The organism is Pseudomonas yamanorum (assembly GCF_900105735.1).
In the GTDB taxonomy this organism is placed as follows: Bacteria; Pseudomonadota; Gammaproteobacteria; order Pseudomonadales; family Pseudomonadaceae; genus Aquipseudomonas; species Aquipseudomonas yamanorum.
Genome location: NZ_LT629793.1, coordinates 5612267 through 5628674, shown reverse-complemented (window position 1 = coordinate 5628674; position 16408 = coordinate 5612267). Strand labels below are relative to the sequence as shown.

Here is a 16408-nt window from a genome sequence, read left to right as displayed (position 1 = left end):
TATCATGCACAGTAAACGCGTCACGATCGAAGACTGGGACGGCGACGGCGCCATTCGCCTGCCAGACGAAGCCTTGCAGGAATTGGGGCTGGATGTGGGCGACACGCTGTACATCGTCGAGACCTATGTGGGCACGCAGAAAGGGTTCGTGTTGTCGACCACACCGAAAATTGCCGACCGGATGGATGAGCTGGTGGAAGAGCTGAGCCATAAGCCCTAGCGGGCCAGCCGGGCCAGCAACCCCGCCTTCACCTGCGGCCATTCCGGATCAATGATGCTGAAGCGCACCGAGTTGCGCTTGCGGCCATCGGGCATGATGCGCTCGTGGCGCACGATCCCTTCCTGTACCGCGCCGAGGCGCAGGATCGCGGCCCGGGACTTTTCATTCAGTTCATCCGTCGTGAATTGCACCCGCACACAGTCCATGACTTCAAACGCATGGGTCAGCAGCAGCAGCTTGGCCTCGGTGTTGACTCCGGATTTCTGCACCGACTGGCTGATAAACGTGTGGCCGATCTCCAGCTTGCGGTTGACCCGGTCAACCTTCCAGAACCGGGTGCTGCCCACCACTTCACCGGTGTCACGGCGCACGATCACAAACGGGATCATGGTGCCCGCTTCACGCCCGGCCAGGGCGGTGTCCACGTACTTATCGACGGTGTCGGGGCCCGGCACGTTGGTCACCTTGAGATTCCACAGTTGCCCGTCGGCGGCGGCCTGTACCAAGGCGGCCGAGTGTTCGCGTTGCAGGGGGCGGAGTTCGACCGTGGTGCCGGTCAGGGTGATTTCAGTCATGGGAGCGCTGCGCCGTCTGGTGGTCATCAGTGGCTAAGATTGCAGGCTCTGGCCAGTGCAAGGCAAGCCGTTTTAGAACAAGCCCATCTGGCCACCCACCAGGGTGCCGAAGTCGTCGTTTACGAACGGCAGGATCGCATCCGCCACCGGTTGCAGCTGCCGGGTGACATAGTGGTCGTAGTCGATCGGTGCCTGGCGCACTTCCAGCGGTTCGGGGCCGTTGACGCTGATCACGTAGCTGATCCAGCCACCGTTCTGGTACTGGCGTGGGCGACCCTGGCGGTCGTTGTATTCGTCGGCCAGCCGCGCGGCACGCACGTGGGGCGGCACGTTGCGTTCGTAGTCGCCCAATTGCCGGCGCAGGCGTTTGCGGTAGATCAGCAATTCGTCGAGTTCACCGCTCAAGGTGCGACGTACGTAGTCGCGTACGTAGTCTTGATGAGGCTGGCGGTGGAAGATCCGCTGGTAGAGTTCCTGCTGGAATTGCCGAGCCAGGGGCGACCAGTCGCTGCGCACGGTTTCCAGGCCTTTGTAGATCATTTCTTCGCTGCCGTCGGCACGAGTGACCAGCCCGGCGTAGCGCTTCTTGCTGCCCTCCTCCGCGCCGCGAATGGTCGGCATCAGGAAGCGGCTGAAGTGGGTTTCGTATTGCAGTTCCAGGGCGCTTTGCAGACCGAATTCATTCTGCAGGCGTTCACGCCACCAGCTGTTGACGTGCTGCACCAGGTCCAGGCCGATGCGCGTGGCGTCCTCCTGGGAGTGGGCGCTGCCGAGCCAGACGAAGGTGGAGTCGGTGTCGCCGTAGATCACTTCATAACCCCGGGCTTCAACCAGTTCGCGAGTCTGGCGCATGATCTGGTGGCCACGCAAGGTGATGGACGACGCCAGCCGCGTGTCGAAGAAGCGGCAACCGCTGGAACCGAGCACGCCGTAGAAGGCGTTCATGATGATCTTCAGTGCCTGTGACAGCGGCGCGTTGTGTTCGCGCTTGGCCACTTCGCGGCCTTCGGAAACCCGCGCGACAATCGACGGCAGGCAATGCCGGGTGCGGGAAAACCGCGCCCCGCGAAAGCCTTCCACTGACTCGCTGTCTTCGGGGTGACGCAGGCCTTCGATCAGGCCCACCGGGTCGATCAGAAAGCTGCGGATGATCGACGGGTAGAGGCTTTTGTAGTCGAGCACCAGTACCGATTCGTAGAGGCCCGGGCGTGAGTCCATGACAAACCCGCCGGGGCTGGCCTGGGGTGGTTTGTCGCCCAGGTTCGGCGCGACGAAACCCTGGCGGTGCATCAGCGGCATGTACAGGTGGGTGAATGCCGCCACCGAACCACCGTTGCGGTCCGCCGGCAAGCCGGTGACGCTGGCTCGTTCGAGGAGGAATTTCAGCAGCTCGGTCTTCTCGAAAATCCGCGTGACCAGCTCGCAGTCCTTGAGGTTATAGCGCGCCAGTGCGGGCTTGTCCTCGGCGAACATCCGGTTGATTTCGTCCATGCGCTGGTACGGCGTGGAGATTGATTTACCTTCGCCAAGCAAGGTCTGTGCGACGTTTTCCAGGCTGAAGGATTCGAAACTCCAAGTGGCCGAGCGCAAGGCTTCGATGCCGTCGATGATCAGTCGCCCGGCTGCCGCCGCGAAGTAGTGGTTGCGGCTGCCGTGTTCGCGCCAGCCCATGGCGTCGCCGCCACGGCCCAGCAGCAGCGGCACGTTCAGGCGCTGCGCATGCTCGTGCAGGACCCGCAGGTCGAACTGCACCAGATTCCAGCCGATGATCGCGTCGGGGTCATGAGTGGCGAGCCACAGGTTCAGGCGTTCGAGCAGCTCGGCGCGGGTGTCGCAGTAGTCGAGCTTGAAGTCCACCGCATCGGTCTTGTTGGGCGGGCCGAGCATGTACACCTGGCGCTCGCCGCAGCCTTCCAGGGCGATGGAATACAGATCGCCCTGGGCGGTGGTCTCAATGTCCAGCGACACCAACTTGAGGGGCGGGCGGTAATCCGGCGCGGGTTTCATCTGCGCCTCCACCAGCATGCCGCCCTCGCCCGCCGTACCGCCAAACCACACCGGCGCGGTGATGAAGCGTTCCATCATGTAGCGATCGGGTGGGCGCACATCGCCTTCGTAGACGTCGATGCCGGCTTTTCGCAGGCGCTTTTCCAGGTCCATCAGTTGGCGATGTTGTTTGGTGTAGAGGCCCAGCACCGGGCGATGGTGGAAGTCGCACAGCGCCAGGTCGCGCAACTCGATACCGCGTTCGCCCTTGAGCTGCACCTCGGCGGGTCTGCGATGGGCCTGTGGGATGAACATCACGGAGGTCTGCACCGGCAAGCGCACACACCTTGGGCCCTGATCGGTGGCCAGCCAGAAACTGACCTCCGTGCCCGCCGGGGTGTCGCGCCAATGCCGGGTCAGGACAAACCCCTGCTGTAAATCCACCTTGCCGCACCTCAAGAATCGCTTTCAGGGCGTGATTCTACTCGGCCTGTGACAAGGCGCGGCGATTTAACAGAAACAGCCTACGTGAATGCTGACAGTAATCTCACAAACTTGTTGCAGGATATTAATGACAATTACTATCATTCGCACCGGAGTCGTATTCGCGCAGCGGGGATGCGCAACGTTGTTGCCCTTTTCCTCACAGTGACGGTTCGCCGTCAGGATCGACCATGCCCACCTCCACCCGTTTTGCTGTGCCGTTTCGCCCGACCCTGCTCGCCCTTTGCTGCTCTCTGAGCCTCACCGCTCACGCCGCCACTCCAGAAACCACGCAGGATGCGAACAACAGTCAGGACGGCAAGGCTCTGGAATTGGGTGCTACCACCATCAGCGCCGACGCACCTACGCCCAACGCCCTGCCGCCGGTGTATGCCGGCGGCCAGGTCGCTCGCGGGGGGCAACTGGGGGTGCTGGGCAATCAGGACATCATGGACGTGCCCTTCAGCATGTCGTCCTATACCGAAAAACTGATTCGTGACCAGCAGGCCGAAAACGTCGGTGATGTGCTGCTCAACGATTCTTCCGTGCGCCAGGCATCGGGTTACGCCAACCAGGCCCAGGCTTTTGTGATCCGTGGCCTGCCGCTGAACGGCGACGACATTTCGTTCAACGGTTTGTACGGCATTCTGCCGCGCCAGATCATGTCCACCGACGCCCTGGAACGGGTTGAAGTGTTCAAGGGCCCCAACGCCTTTATCAACGGCGTGACGCCCGGCGGCTCCGGGATTGGCGGCGGTGTGAACCTGCAACCCAAGCGCGCCGATGATGTGCCGTTGCGCCGCTTCAGCACCGATATCAGCAGCGATGGCCGGGTCGGTGAACACCTGGATATCGGCCAGCGCTTTGGTGAAGACAATCGATTTGGCGCGCGTGTGAACATCTCCCAGCGTGAGGGTGATACCGGGATCGACGACGAGAGCCAGCGCTCGAAGCTGTTTGCGGTTGGCCTGGATTATCGCGGCGATGCACTGCGTTTGTCGGGGGATTTTGTCTACTCGAAACAGCAGATCAATGGCGGTCGCAACACCGTGCTGCTGGGCAAAAACCTGACCCATATCCCCGACGCGCCTTCGGCCGACACCAACTACGCGCCGAGCTGGGGCACCAGCAGCCTGGAAGACACCTTCGGCATGTTGCGCGCCGAGTACGACCTCAATGACAACTGGACCGCCTACATCGCCGGCGGTGCCAAGCACACCAATGAGATTGGCCGTTACTCCTCGGTCACGTTGAATGACACCCTGGGCAATGCCACCGTCACCGGCTCACGCATCGCCCACCAGGAAGACAACACCAGCCTGATGGCAGGCTTGAACGGCAAATTCCAGACCGGCGCTGTCAGCCACAAGCTGAACTTCGGGTTGACCGGGATCTGGGCCCAGACGCGCAACGCCTATGACTTCGACCTCAATGGCCACGCCAGCAATATCTATAACCCGGTGGACGTTGCCGAACCGGTCAAGGGCAGTTTCGTGGGCGGTGACCTGAACGACCCAGGCATCACCGCCAAGACCTTCGCTCGCAGTGCAGCGGTCTCGGACACCCTAGGTTTCATGGATGATCGCTTGCTGGTGACCGCCGGTTTGCGCCGCCAGGAACTGGTGGTTCAGGGCTTTGCCTACGGTACGGGCACTCGCACCGCCGATTACGACAAGTCGATCACCACACCGGTGTACGGCCTGGTGTTCAAGCCGTGGGACCATGTGTCGTTCTATGCCAACCATATCGAAGGCCTGGCCCAGGGCCCGACCGCTCCCCAGACAGCCGGCACAGCCCCCATCAGCAATGCCGGCCAGGCCTACGCCCCGGCGCGCTCGAAACAGACCGAGGCCGGGGTCAAGGTCGACATGGGCACCTACGGCGCAACCCTGGGTGTGTACCGCATCGAGCAACCCACCGATGGCTACTCACAACTCAGCGCCGACGGTTTAAGCGCCACCTATGTTCGCCAGGGCGAGCAGGTCAACAAAGGCGTGGAGCTCAACGTGTTCGGCGAGCCTATCGCAGGGCTGCGCCTGTTGGGCGGTGCGACCATCATCCACACCGAAGTCAACGGCACCCAGAACGGCGCCAACGACGGCAATCGTGCCATCGGCGTACCGAGCTTCCAACTGAATGCCGGCGTGGACTGGGATGTACCGGGCCTGCAAGGCGTGACGGTGAACGGTCGGATGCTGCGCACCGGCGGCCAATACGCCGACGCGGCCAACAACCTCAGCCTGCCCGCCTGGAACCGCTTCGACGTGGGCGCCCGCTACACCTTCAAGGTGGAGCAGCGTGACGTCACCCTCGGCGCCACTGTGGAGAACGTAGCCAATACCAAATACTGGGAATCGGCCCTCGGCGGTTACTTGACCCAAGGTGACCCGCGCGTGGCCAAGTTGTCAGCCAGTATCGACTTCTAACCCCAGTCAATGGGGGAGCTGGCTTGCCTGCGATGCCGGAACCTCGGTGTGTCAGATGCACCTCGGTGATGCGATCGCAGGCAAGCCAGCTCCCACAGAAAAGCAGATCTGCCTTCACCCGGGTGTTTGCCGGGCATTGGACAGCCGAACGCCAACTGCGTAGTTTCCCAACCACTGCGCACAAGGACCCCGGCATGTCCCCCGACCTCACTTCCATCGAGCTGTTCCTCAAGGCGGTCAAGCTGGGCAACCTGTCCCGGGCGGCCGAGCAATCGCATCTATCCCTCTCTGCCGCCAGCCGGCGCCTGTCGCTGCTGGAGCAGCACTTCAAGGTCGCCCTGCTGACCCGCACTTCGACCGGCGTTTCACCGACGGCGGCCGGCGAAGTATTGGCCCAGCATGCGCAATCGATCCTGCGAGCGGTGGACGGCATGCACGCCGACCTCGCCGACTACGCCAAGGGTGCCACCGGCCGAGTGTGCCTGTACGCCAACAGTTCGGCGATGAGCCAGGAACTGCCGCGCCAACTGACCCAGTGGAACACTTTGCACCCGGGCATCCGCCTGGATATTCGCGAGGAGCGCAGCCGGGAGATCCTCCAGGCCGTGCGCGAGGGTGTGGCGGATGTCGGCATCGTCACCACCCGCCCCAGCGAAGAGCTGCGGTTCGAGCCCTACTGCCAGGACCGCCTGTGCCTGCTCGTGCCCAATGACCACCCATTGAAAATGCGCCATGCGCGCTTCGAGGATTTGCTCGGCTACGACTTCGTCGGCCTGGAAGACAACGCCGCTATCACCCCGTTGATTACCGAAGCCGCCGCTGCGATCGGCATGCCGTTGCGGCTGCGGGTGCAGGTGCGCAGTTTCGAAGCGGTGTGCCGCTTGATCGCCGCAGGTCAGGGTGTGGGCGTGTTGCCACAGGGTGCAGTGCAGATTTTCCGTAAGGAGATGGCCTTGCGCTTTATCGAAATCGACGACAGCTGGGCCGACCGGCAGATGTACCTGTGCATGCGCAAGGAACAGCCGTCGCTGACTAGCCTGGCGCTGTTCGACTACCTGAGCGCCAATCCTGCGTAAACCTTCGGCCTTCGAATTTTGCGAAGGCCGATTCCACAATTAGCAATTCCCCTGTTGTCACAGCTGTGCCAAGAATGCCCCCGCCAGACCTTCCTATAAAAACAAGACAGGAGACACGGCGTGTCCCAATCCCACACCCGCCCCACCCACCGCATCGCCGTGATCCCCGGCGACGGCATCGGCCGCGAAGTGGTGCCCGAAGGCCTGCGGGTACTGGACGCTGTCAGCCGGCGCTTCGGTATTCACTTTCACTTCGACCACTTTGCCTGGTGCAGCGAACACTACCTGGCTCACGGCACGATGATGCCCGACGACTGGGCCGAACAGATTGGCGGCCATGACGCGATCTTCTTCGGCGCTGTCGGCGCGCCGGACATCATTGCCGACCACACCGCCGTGTGGGAATCGCTGCTGAAGATCCGCCGCCAGTTCGATCAATACGTGAATATCCGCCCGGTGCGTCTGATGCCTGGCGTGCCCTGTCCGCTGGCCGGCCGTGTGCCGGGTGACATCGACTTTATCGTGGTGCGGGAAAACACCGAAGGCGAATACTCCAGTGTCGGCGGGCGCATGTGGGAAGGCACCTCGCGGGAAATCGCAGTGCAGGAGTCGATCTTCTCCCGGGAAGGCGTGGACCGCGTGGTGGATTACGCCTTCAAACTGGCGCAACAGCGGCCCCGGAAAAACCTGGTGGCAGCGACCAAATCCAATGGCATCTCCATCACCATGCCGTTCTGGGACGAGCGGGTGACCGAGATCGCCCGGCGCTACCCGGACGTGAAGACGGCCAAGTTTCATATCGACATTCTGTGTGCGCACTTCGTGCAGCACCCCGACTGGTTCGATGTGGTGGTGGCGTCCAACCTGTTCGGCGACATCCTTTCCGACCTTGGCCCGGCGTGCACCGGCACCATTGGCATTGCGCCGTCGGCCAACCTTAATCCCGAGCGGCGTTACCCGTCGCTGTTCGAGCCGGTGCACGGTTCCGCGCCGGATATTGCCGGGCTCGGTGTAGCCAATCCCATTGGGCAGATCTGGTCGGCCGCGCTGATGATCGAGCACCTGGGCGACGGTGATCCGCTTTATCAGGAAGCGGCGGCAACCATCGTGTCCGCCATCGAAACGGTGCTTGCCGAAGGCCCGCGCACCCGGGAAATGGGCGGCGGCGCCAGCACTGTCGAAGTGGGTCGCGCCATCGCCGAATGCGTGGCAGGGAACAGGAGCTGAACATGACCAACGCACATTACATCGCCAACCAATGGCTGGCATCGACCTCGCTGGAAGACATTCCGGTGATCGACCCCAGTACCGGCGAAACCTATTCGAGCATCGCCCGTGGCACAGCCGCCGATATCGAGGCGGCGATCAGCGCGGCGCGCCTGGCACTTGGGGAAACCTTCGATGGCCCGTGGGGCCGGTTGTCTGCCGTGGATCGCAGCCGTTTGCTGGCCAAGCTCGGCATGGCGGTGCTGGAACATCATGAAGAGCTGGCGCAGATCGAGGCGCGGGACACCGGTAAGGCATTGAAAGTCGCCCGCGCCGATGCCACTGCCCTCGCCCGCTACTTCGAGTACTACGCCGGTGCCGCCGACAAACTGCACGGCGAAACCCTGCCGTATCAGGCTGGCTACACCGTATTGACCGTACGCGAACCTCATGGTGTGACCGGGCATATCATCCCATGGAATTACCCGATGCAGATCTTCGGGCGCAGCGTCGGCGCTGCGTTGGCGGCGGGCAATGCGTGTGTAGTCAAGCCGGCGGAAGATGCCAGTTTGTCGTTGCTGCGCCTGGCGGAGATTGCTGCCGAGGTGGGCTTTCCGGCTGGCGCGATCAATGTGGTGACCGGTTATGGTTATGAAGCCGGCGCAGCGTTGTGCGCACACCCGGGCATCGATCACATCTCGTTTACCGGTTCCACTGCCACCGGCACCGCCGTATCGAAAGCCGCCGCCGAGCGCCACTGCCCGGTGACGTTGGAACTGGGCGGCAAGTCGCCGCAACTGGTGTTCGCCGATGCCGATCTGGAGGAAGCGTTGCCGGTGCTGGTCAATGCCATCATTCAGAACTGCGGGCAAACCTGCTCAGCCGGCAGCCGCTTGCTGGTGGAACGCAGCATCTACGAAAGCCTGCTCGCGCGCCTCAGCCAGCGTTTTTCCGAGTTGCGTGCCGGGCCTTCAGCGCTGGACCTGGACATGGGCCCGCTGATCAATCAGAAGCAGCAACGCCTGGTGCGGGAGTTTATTCGCGAGGCCGAACTGGCCGGGATCACCGTCGCCGCACGTGGCGCGGTGGTGGCCGAGGCTGGCAGCGGCGGGTATTTCCAGGAGGCGGTGCTGTTTCGCGATGTGCCGCCAGACAGCCGCCTGGCGCAACAGGAAGTGTTCGGCCCGGTGCTGGCCGTGATGCCTTTCGACGATGAAGCCGAAGCGATTCGCCTGGCCAACGGCACCGAGTTCGGCCTGGTGGCCGGCGTGTGGACCCGCGACGGCGCGCGACAAATGCGCCTGGCGCGCACGCTGCGTTGTGGCCAGGTATTCATCAACAACTACGGAGCCGGTGGCGGCGTCGAACTGCCATTCGGCGGCGTGAAGGCCAGCGGTTATGGCCGGGAAAAAGGCTTCGAAGCGCTGCTGGGCTTTACCACCTTGAAGACTATTGCGATCAAACACGGTTGATTCCTCACAACAACAAGAACGGAGAACACACCATGCGTTTAGCCAATAAAGTCGCGATCGTCACCGGCGCCGGCTCGGGGTTTGGCGAGGGCATCGCCAAGACATTTGCCCGCCAGGGTGCCAAGGTCATCGTTGCGGACATGAACGCCGTGGGCGGTCAGCGAGTGGTCAATGAGATTGCCGAAAGCGGCGGCCATGCGCACTTTATCGAGGTCAACGTGGCCAACGATGAAAGCATGGGCGCGCTGCTGCGCGGCACACTGGAGCAATTCGGTGGGCTGGACATTGTCATCAACAACGCCGGTACCACCCACCGCAACCGGCCGATGCTGGAGGTCGATGAGGCCGAGTTCGACCGGGTATTTGCAGTCAACGTCAAAAGCATCTTCTTGAGCGCCAAGCATTTTGTGCCGCACTTTCGCGGCCAGGGCGGCGGAGTGTTCGTCAACATTGCCTCGACGGCAGCGATCCGCCCGCGCCCGGGACTGGTCTGGTATAACGGCAGCAAGGGCGCAGTGGTGGTCATGAGCAAGACCATGGCGGCAGAGTTGGGGCCGGACAATATCCGCGTCAACTGCGTGAATCCGGTGGTGGGTGCCACGGCATTGCTCAGCGAATTCATGGGCGTGCCGGACACCCCGGAAAACCGCCAGAAGTTCATGGCGACCATTCCCCTGGGGCGCTTTTCCACCCCGCAAGATGTGGCCAACGCCTGCCTGTACCTGGCGTCGGACGAAGCGGCGTTCATCACCGGCACCTGCCTGGAAGTCGATGGCGGGCGCTGCGTGTAACTCACTCTCACAGGGACAGGAATTGCTATGTGTGATCTTCATAATAAGAACGAGCCGAACACCCGGGAATTGCTTGAAGGCCTGCCAAAGAATTGGGGTAAATGGGGACCGGACGACGAAGTCGGTGCCCTCAATTACCTGACTGAAGCCGAAGTGCTGCGGGGCGTCGCCTCGGTGCGACAGGGCAAGACCTTTACCCTGCAAGTGCAGATCGGCCACCCGGGCGGTGACCCGATGTGGCCGGCGCGCAACCCGTCGATGCGCTTCAACACCCTCGACCACAGCCATTACCACTTCGGCAAACAGCCGCACATGACCGGTGGCGCGGCGTATTCCGACGACGTGATCTTCATGCAGTTGCAAGGCTCGACCCAGTACGACGCCCTCGGCCACGCCTGGTACGACAATCAACTGTGGAACGGCTACGACGCCCAGACCACCGTCGGCGGCATGGCCAAGGCCAGCGTATTGGCCATCGCCGAACGCGGCGTGGTGGGCCGTGCGGTGCTGATCGATATGGCCCGCCATCGCGGCAAGAAATGCCTGGGCCGTGGCGAAACCTTCAACCACCTGGACCTGCTCGACGCCGCCAAGGCCCAGGGCGTGACCATTGAAAAGCGCGACATCCTGATCATCCGCACCGGTTCCATGGGGGCGTTTTATGAGCTGGGCAAGACCGAGTTCTTCAAAGACCTGATGGAGCCGGGGCTGACCTACAGCCGCGAGCTGGTGGAATGGTTTCACGAAATGGAAATCCCCAACCTGGTGACCGACACCATCGCCAACGAAGTGATCACCGACCCGGTGTCCGGGGTGCAGATTCCGCTGCATTGCGCGCTGATGCGCAACCTGGGAATCGCCTTCACCGAGATTGTGTTACTGGAGGAACTGGCCGCCGATTGTGCGGACGACGGCCAGTGGAAATTCCTCTACACCGCTGCCCCGCTGAAGATTGTCGGGGGCAGTGGCGCACCGGTGAATCCGGTGGTGATCAAGTAGACGCTCAGTCTCAGTGGCGAATTTGCGAATCGCGAACTCGCCACTGGACTCAAGGCCGATGGGATTTCGCCAGGTACTCTTCGATGTTATTCATCTGATCGTCCCAGCCTCGGGAGTTCTTCTTGTAGGCCTTCTGGCGGCGAGCGTCCGGGATCGCATCGAAACCTGACTCCACCACCCGCAACAAGATGCCTTCGGCGTGATCCTCAAGGGTGAACTCCACCAGGGTTGGGGCTTCCGTGTCGTAATCCACCTCCTTGTCTACGGCGTAAGGATGCCAACTGAAAGAGAACCGCGCTTGTGGCTCAAGGCGCTCGATTTTCGCCTTCCACACCACGTGCTCGTAACCTGGATAAGTGATCGGGGCTTCAATGGCCCGCCCTGCGGCAAACTGCTTGCCCTTGAGGGCGATGCCAAACCAGCTGCCGAATTGCTCGGCGTCGGTCAGTGCATCCCAGACCCGTTGACGTGACGCGTTGAGCAGGACTTTACGTTTGATTTCATTTGATTCGTGCATGAGACACCTCCTGTATTGACAGTAGGCGACATCGACCAATGCGCAACCTTTGACAAGGTATAAGGCATGAACAGCGTCATGCCCTGAAGACCTCAGACGTGGGGATCACCCGGCGCCTTACTGGGCGTCGCGTATTGCGGCTTCAAATGGCCTTCCTGATCGAGCAACCAGGCGTCCATGATCTGACGCACCACCGGGCCCGCCACCCGGCCACCAGCCTCGCCGTTTTCAATCATCACCGAAATCACGATCCGCGGGTGCTCCGCCGGGGCGAAGCCAACGAACAAGGCGTTGTCGCGGTTGCGTTCCAGGGTCTTGAGACGGTTGTAACGCTCACCCTGCTTGATCGCCACCACCTGTGCGGTACCACTCTTGCCGGCAATCCGGTATTGCGCACCGGCTGCAGCCGCCCGGGCGATACCTCGTGGGTCGTGCATGACCAGTTGCATGCCGTGGTTGACCTGCTCCCAGTCGCGCGGGTCTTTGAGGACAACGTTGGGCATCGGGTTTTCATCCACTGGCGCCACGCCATTGATGGTCTTGGCCAGGTGCGGGCGGTTCCACACGCCTTTGTTGGCGATCAACGCAGTGGCCTGGGCCAGTTGCAGCGGGGTGACCTGCATGTAGCCCTGGCCGATGCCGAGGATCACGGTTTCACCCGGGAACCACGGTTGGCGTCGGGTGGCGCGCTTCCAGGCCTGGGACGGCATCAAGCCGGCCGACTCTTCGAACATGTCGAGGGAGACTTTCTGGCCAAGGCCGAATTCAGCCAGGTAGTCGTGCAGGCGGTCGATGCCCAGCTTGTGGGCCAGGTCGTAGAAGTAGGTGTCGTTGGAGCGCATGATCGCTGCGTCCATGTCTACCCAGCCGTCGCCGCTGTGGTTCCAGTTGCGGTATTTATGGTCGAAATCCGGGAGTTGGTAGTAACCCGGGTCGAACACGCGGGTCTGGGCGGTGACTACACCGCTGTCGAGGCCGGCGATGGCGACTTCCGGCTTGATCGTCGAGCCTGGCGCGTAGAGCCCGCGCAGCACGCGGTTAAACAGCGGACGATCAAGAGAGTCGTGAAGCGCTGCATATTCCTTGAAGCTGATACCGGTGACGAACAGGTTCGGGTCAAAGCTCGGCTTGCTGACCATCGCCAGGACTTCGCCAGTTGCCGGATCGAGAGCGACCACCGAGCCGCGACGGTCGCCGAGGGCTTCTTCGGCAGCTTCCTGGAGTTTGACGTCCAGGCTCAAAACGATGTTTTTGCCGGGGATCGGGTCGGTGTGCTTGAGCACTCGCAGGACGCGGCCCTGGGCGTTGGTTTCAACTTCTTCATAGCCCACGTGGCCATGCAGCTCGGACTCGTAGAAGCGCTCGATCCCGGTTTTACCGATGGATTGCGTGCCCCGGTATTCCACTGAATCGAGGGCCTTGGATTCTTTTTCGTTGATCCGGCCTACGTAGCCAATGGAGTGGGCAAAGTGCGCACCCAGCGGGTAATGGCGGACGAATTGCGGCTCGACATCCACGCCAGGCAGGCGGAATTCGTTGACGGCCAGCACGGCGATCTGTTCTTCGGTCAGCTCATAAAACAGCGTGACGGGGACGAAGGGATGACGCGCTTGCTTGAGCGCTTTATCAAATACGCCACGGTCCTCGGCAGGCAAATGCAGGAGGCTGACGATGGCGTCCAGCTCACCCTTGAGATCGGTGGTGCGCTCGCGGGTGATGGTCAGGTTGTAGCTCGGACGGTTGTCGGCAAGTACTACGCCGTTGCGGTCATAGATCAGGCCGCGGGTCGGTGTGATCGGCAGGACGTGGACGCGATTGTTTTCGGAAATGGTGGAGTGGTAGTCGTACTGCACAACCTGCAGGAAGTACATCCGGCCTACCAAGGCGCAGGTAATGCCGATTACCAGCAGCGCGCAGGCCAGCAGCCGCTTGTTGACCAGGCGGTTTTCTTTTTCGTGGTCCTTGATCGGTATTGGTTCAGGCATTTCTACAGCATCTCGTTGAATAAGGTCGACGCCGCTTCCTGCGGAGGAAAAATCAGTCCTTGTGAAAATGTGCTGCACCATACCAAAAATGCGGAAACACTTTGCATCGATTTCCCTGAACGGTGTGCTTATAGGGCCTGTTCATGCACTTTGGTTTGGGACGTTGACCTTATTCATACGTTTTCATGCTGAGGAATCAGCTTAGGATGGACTTGGGCTCCAGGAAGGCTTCCAGGCCAAATGTGCCGTACTCGCGACCAATACCCGATTGCTTGAAACCGCCAAACGGGGCCAATGGCTCATGGGCGAGGGTATTGATCAGGACTCGGCCTGCATCGATACGGCTAGCCAGCCTGCGGGCGCGTTCGGGATTTGAGGACAGGATGTACGCCTGGAGGCCGTAGGGGGTGTCGTTGGCTATCGTCAGTACTTCCTCCTCGGTCGCGTAGGTAATGATCGATAGCACCGGCCCGAAAATCTCCTCGCGAGCGATGGTCATTTGATTGGTCACGCGGCTGAATACGGTGGGTCTCACAAACCAGCCCGCCGTGATGCCTTCTTGCAGACCGGGGCCTCCCGCTAGCAGGTGAGCGCCCTCCTCGATCCCGATCTGAATGTAGCGCTGCACGCGCTCCCATTGTTTAAGGCTGACCATGGGGCCCACGGCCGTGGCTGGATCACGAGGATTACCGGCTTGTACTTTGGTCACTTCCTCGATCATCAGCGCTTCGATTTCAGCCAGGCGACTTTGAGGTACCAGGATTCGGGTGCCGGCGATGCAAGCCTGACCACTGTTCATGAAGCCGGCCTGGAGAGCCAGGGGCACGGCGGTTTTGAGATCCGCATCATCGAGAATCAGCACCGGTGATTTGCCGCCTAGTTCCAGAGTGACGCGCTTCAAGGTCTCGGCGCCGGTACGCAGGATGGTTTTGCCGACAGCCGTTGAGCCGGTGAAGGAGACTTTTGCGATGTCGGGATGGGCACTCAACACGGCACCTACGGTTTCACCACGGCCGGTGACGATGTTGAACACGCCCGCGGGCAGCCCCGCTTCATGGAGTGCGCGGGTGACGATGGAGGTCTGGATTGCGCTCATTTCACTGGGTTTGATCACAGCGGTACAGCCGGCGGCAAGCGCTGCAGCGAGCTTGCCGCAGATAAAACCGGCGTTGCTGTTCCAGGGCGTGATCAAGCCGGCCACACCCAACGGCTGCATGACCACCTCGGCAATGCCGATACGTCGAGAGAAGTTATAGTTCTCCAGTACCGAAGCGGCATCTTGCAGGACGCTGGCCGCGTGCTTGGCCATCCATCGCGCACGGGAAACCGGGGCGCCGTACTCCTCGATAATCGCATCGGTGAGTTCCTCCTCAATGGCTTCAACTGCGGCGTGCATGCGCTTGAGATAGTCGATGCGTACGTCTTTCGAGCTGTGGGAGAACTCGGTAAAAGCTCGCTTGGCGGCTGCGATGGCATCCAAAGCATCTTGTTCATTTGCCAATCGAACCTGGCCAATACTCTGGCCCGTAGCCGGATTGAACAGATTAAAACGCTCTTCGCCATGAGGTGTCACAAAGACGCCGTTGATGTAAATCCGATTGATGTATTGCATAGGTCCTCCGGGACACTGAGCTAGTGCGTCCTACGGTAAGTCACTATGATTGAGCTGATAAGCCGTACAAATCTGCATGAGTTGATGAGTGATTCAGGACAATGAATACATCCGGACTGAATGAACTGGAAGCCGTATTGGCAGTGGCGCGACATAGAAGTTTTCGTGCGGCGGCAACTGAATTAAATGTATCGACCTCGGCGCTGAGCCACTCTATTGCAGGGCTTGAAGCGCGGATGGGGGTGAGGCTGTTCAATCGCACAACCCGCAGTGTGTCGTTATCTGAAGTGGGTGCAGAGTTTGTCGAGACGATTACTCCGGCACTGTTGAGCATTCGCACTGCGCTGGAACAGGCGGGAAATCGCAGTGCGGAGCCGAGCGGCACCTTGCGCCTGAATACCTCAGCGGGTGCCGCAAAGCAGGTGATGCCGCTGCTGCTGGAGTATCTGCGGCGTTATCCGCGGATGAAACTGGATATCGTCACTGAAGGGCGATTGGTAGACATCGTTGCCCAGGGATTTGATGCAGGAATTCGTCTAGGTGACACCGTTCCTCAAGACATGATCGCGGTCGATATCAGCCCAGTCCAGCGTTTTGCGGTATTGGGCAGCCCGGACTATTTTGTCAGCAACCCCGTCCCCGCCAGCCCAATGGATCTGAAGGTCCATCAATGTATTCGTAGCCGAATGCCTGGCGGTGCGATCTATCACTGGGAGTTTGAGCGTCATGGCGAAGCGCTTGCTATTGAGGTACAGGGGGCTTTGACCCTGGATAATCCTAGCCTGATGCTTGAGGCTGCCAGGGCGGGGCTGGGCCTAACCTACCTTACGGAATGGAATGCCGCGGCTGATTTAGCGAAGGGGACGTTAGTGCGTGTGCTGGAGGAGTGGACGCCATCTTTTGACCCTCTGCGCCTCTATTATCCAGGAAGACGTCATGTGCCAGCGGGATTAAGGGCGCTGATCGGGTTGATCAGGGAGAAAGGATTTTAAACAGCATCGCTGTGAGTTTTCGACCGCCCAAAACAAAACCCCTGATTGCGTTAGCAATCAGGGGTTTC

13 protein-coding genes are annotated in these 16408 nt (G+C 61.0%); 8 read left to right on the top strand and 5 right to left on the bottom strand.

Going from position 1 to position 16408, the window contains the following annotated elements; translation table 11 throughout:
- Positions 1-4: 4 nt before the first annotated feature.
- A complete protein-coding gene (locus BLU46_RS26570; protein ID WP_003208231.1) occupies positions 5-220 on the top strand; it encodes an AbrB/MazE/SpoVT family DNA-binding domain-containing protein in 216 nt (71 codons plus the stop codon).
- Here BLU46_RS26570 and BLU46_RS26565 read toward each other — a convergent pair.
- Both BLU46_RS26565 and BLU46_RS26560 read right to left on the bottom strand, forming a co-directional pair.
- Positions 217-795, bottom strand: a complete 579-nt coding sequence (locus BLU46_RS26565) for a GNAT family N-acetyltransferase (protein WP_093207783.1) — start codon at positions 793-795, stop codon at positions 217-219. The two genes, BLU46_RS26570 and BLU46_RS26565, sit on opposite strands and share 4 nt — an antisense overlap.
- Before the next feature lie 72 nt (positions 796-867).
- Positions 868-3225, bottom strand: coding sequence for a DNA polymerase II (locus tag BLU46_RS26560; RefSeq protein WP_093207780.1), 2358 nt, complete (start codon positions 3223-3225; stop codon positions 868-870).
- A 230-nt stretch (positions 3226-3455) separates the two neighbouring features.
- Here BLU46_RS26560 and BLU46_RS26555 point away from each other — a divergent pair, with 230 nt between their 5' ends.
- From BLU46_RS26555 to BLU46_RS26530, 6 genes are all read left to right on the top strand, one after another.
- Complete coding sequence (locus BLU46_RS26555; protein WP_093207777.1) at positions 3456-5690, top strand: TonB-dependent receptor; 2235 nt, start codon at positions 3456-3458, stop codon at positions 5688-5690.
- 194 nt (positions 5691-5884) lie between these two features.
- The gene (locus BLU46_RS26550) at positions 5885-6766 is read left to right on the top strand and encodes a LysR family transcriptional regulator (protein ID WP_003208237.1); all 882 of its coding nucleotides are present in this window, start codon (positions 5885-5887) and stop codon (positions 6764-6766) included.
- A gap of 120 nt (positions 6767-6886) precedes the next feature.
- Entirely contained in the window at positions 6887-7993 is a 1107-nt protein-coding gene (locus tag BLU46_RS26545; protein ID WP_093207774.1) for a tartrate dehydrogenase, read from the top strand.
- Between the two features lie 2 nt (positions 7994-7995).
- Entirely contained in the window at positions 7996-9444 is a 1449-nt protein-coding gene (locus BLU46_RS26540; protein WP_093207771.1) for an aldehyde dehydrogenase family protein, read from the top strand.
- A 32-nt stretch (positions 9445-9476) separates the two neighbouring features.
- Positions 9477-10235, top strand: a complete 759-nt coding sequence (locus tag BLU46_RS26535) for an SDR family oxidoreductase (protein ID WP_008434578.1) — start codon at positions 9477-9479, stop codon at positions 10233-10235.
- 27 nt (positions 10236-10262) lie between these two features.
- Positions 10263-11234, top strand: a complete 972-nt coding sequence (locus BLU46_RS26530; RefSeq protein ID WP_063028426.1) for a cyclase family protein — start codon at positions 10263-10265, stop codon at positions 11232-11234.
- 49 nt (positions 11235-11283) lie between these two features.
- Here the strand turns inward: BLU46_RS26530 and BLU46_RS26525 are convergent, their stop codons facing one another.
- The 3 genes from BLU46_RS26525 to BLU46_RS26515 all read right to left on the bottom strand — a co-directional run bounded on the left by BLU46_RS26525 (position 11284) and on the right by BLU46_RS26515 (position 15348).
- On the bottom strand, positions 11284-11751 hold the full coding sequence (locus BLU46_RS26525; RefSeq protein WP_063028424.1) for an SRPBCC family protein: 468 nt from the start codon (positions 11749-11751) through the stop codon (positions 11284-11286).
- A gap of 92 nt (positions 11752-11843) precedes the next feature.
- Positions 11844-13736 carry a penicillin-binding protein 2 gene (gene mrdA, locus BLU46_RS26520; RefSeq protein WP_010166602.1) on the bottom strand — a complete coding sequence of 631 codons (1893 nt, stop codon included), beginning with the start codon at positions 13734-13736 and terminating at the stop codon, positions 11844-11846.
- Between the two features lie 196 nt (positions 13737-13932).
- Positions 13933-15348 carry an aldehyde dehydrogenase family protein gene (locus BLU46_RS26515; RefSeq protein ID WP_093207769.1) on the bottom strand — a complete coding sequence of 472 codons (1416 nt, stop codon included), beginning with the start codon at positions 15346-15348 and terminating at the stop codon, positions 13933-13935.
- Between the two features lie 101 nt (positions 15349-15449).
- Between BLU46_RS26515 and BLU46_RS26510 the strand changes: the two genes are divergently transcribed.
- Positions 15450-16340 (top strand): LysR family transcriptional regulator, encoded by an 891-nt coding sequence (locus BLU46_RS26510; protein WP_093207766.1) that lies wholly within the window; start codon positions 15450-15452, stop codon positions 16338-16340.
- Positions 16341-16408: the final 68 nt, after the last annotated feature.

Excerpts from the sequence above, each read along its gene's own strand:
- BLU46_RS26570 (WP_003208231.1), top strand. The coding sequence starts at position 5 with ATGCACAGTAAACGCGTCACGATCGAAGACTGGGACGGCGACGGCGCC.
- BLU46_RS26565 (WP_093207783.1), bottom strand. The coding sequence starts at position 795 with ATGACTGAAATCACCCTGACCGGCACCACGGTCGAACTCCGCCCCCTG.
- BLU46_RS26555 (WP_093207777.1), top strand. The coding sequence starts at position 3,456 with ATGCCCACCTCCACCCGTTTTGCTGTGCCGTTTCGCCCGACCCTGCTC.
- BLU46_RS26550 (WP_003208237.1), top strand. The coding sequence starts at position 5,885 with ATGTCCCCCGACCTCACTTCCATCGAGCTGTTCCTCAAGGCGGTCAAG.
- BLU46_RS26540 (WP_093207771.1), top strand. The coding sequence starts at position 7,996 with ATGACCAACGCACATTACATCGCCAACCAATGGCTGGCATCGACCTCG.
- BLU46_RS26535 (WP_008434578.1), top strand. The coding sequence starts at position 9,477 with ATGCGTTTAGCCAATAAAGTCGCGATCGTCACCGGCGCCGGCTCGGGG.
- BLU46_RS26530 (WP_063028426.1), top strand. The coding sequence starts at position 10,263 with ATGTGTGATCTTCATAATAAGAACGAGCCGAACACCCGGGAATTGCTT.
- BLU46_RS26525 (WP_063028424.1), bottom strand. The coding sequence starts at position 11,751 with ATGCACGAATCAAATGAAATCAAACGTAAAGTCCTGCTCAACGCGTCA.
- mrdA (WP_010166602.1), bottom strand. The coding sequence starts at position 13,736 with ATGCCTGAACCAATACCGATCAAGGACCACGAAAAAGAAAACCGCCTG.
- BLU46_RS26515 (WP_093207769.1), bottom strand. The coding sequence starts at position 15,348 with ATGCAATACATCAATCGGATTTACATCAACGGCGTCTTTGTGACACCT.
- BLU46_RS26510 (WP_093207766.1), top strand. The coding sequence starts at position 15,450 with ATGAATACATCCGGACTGAATGAACTGGAAGCCGTATTGGCAGTGGCG.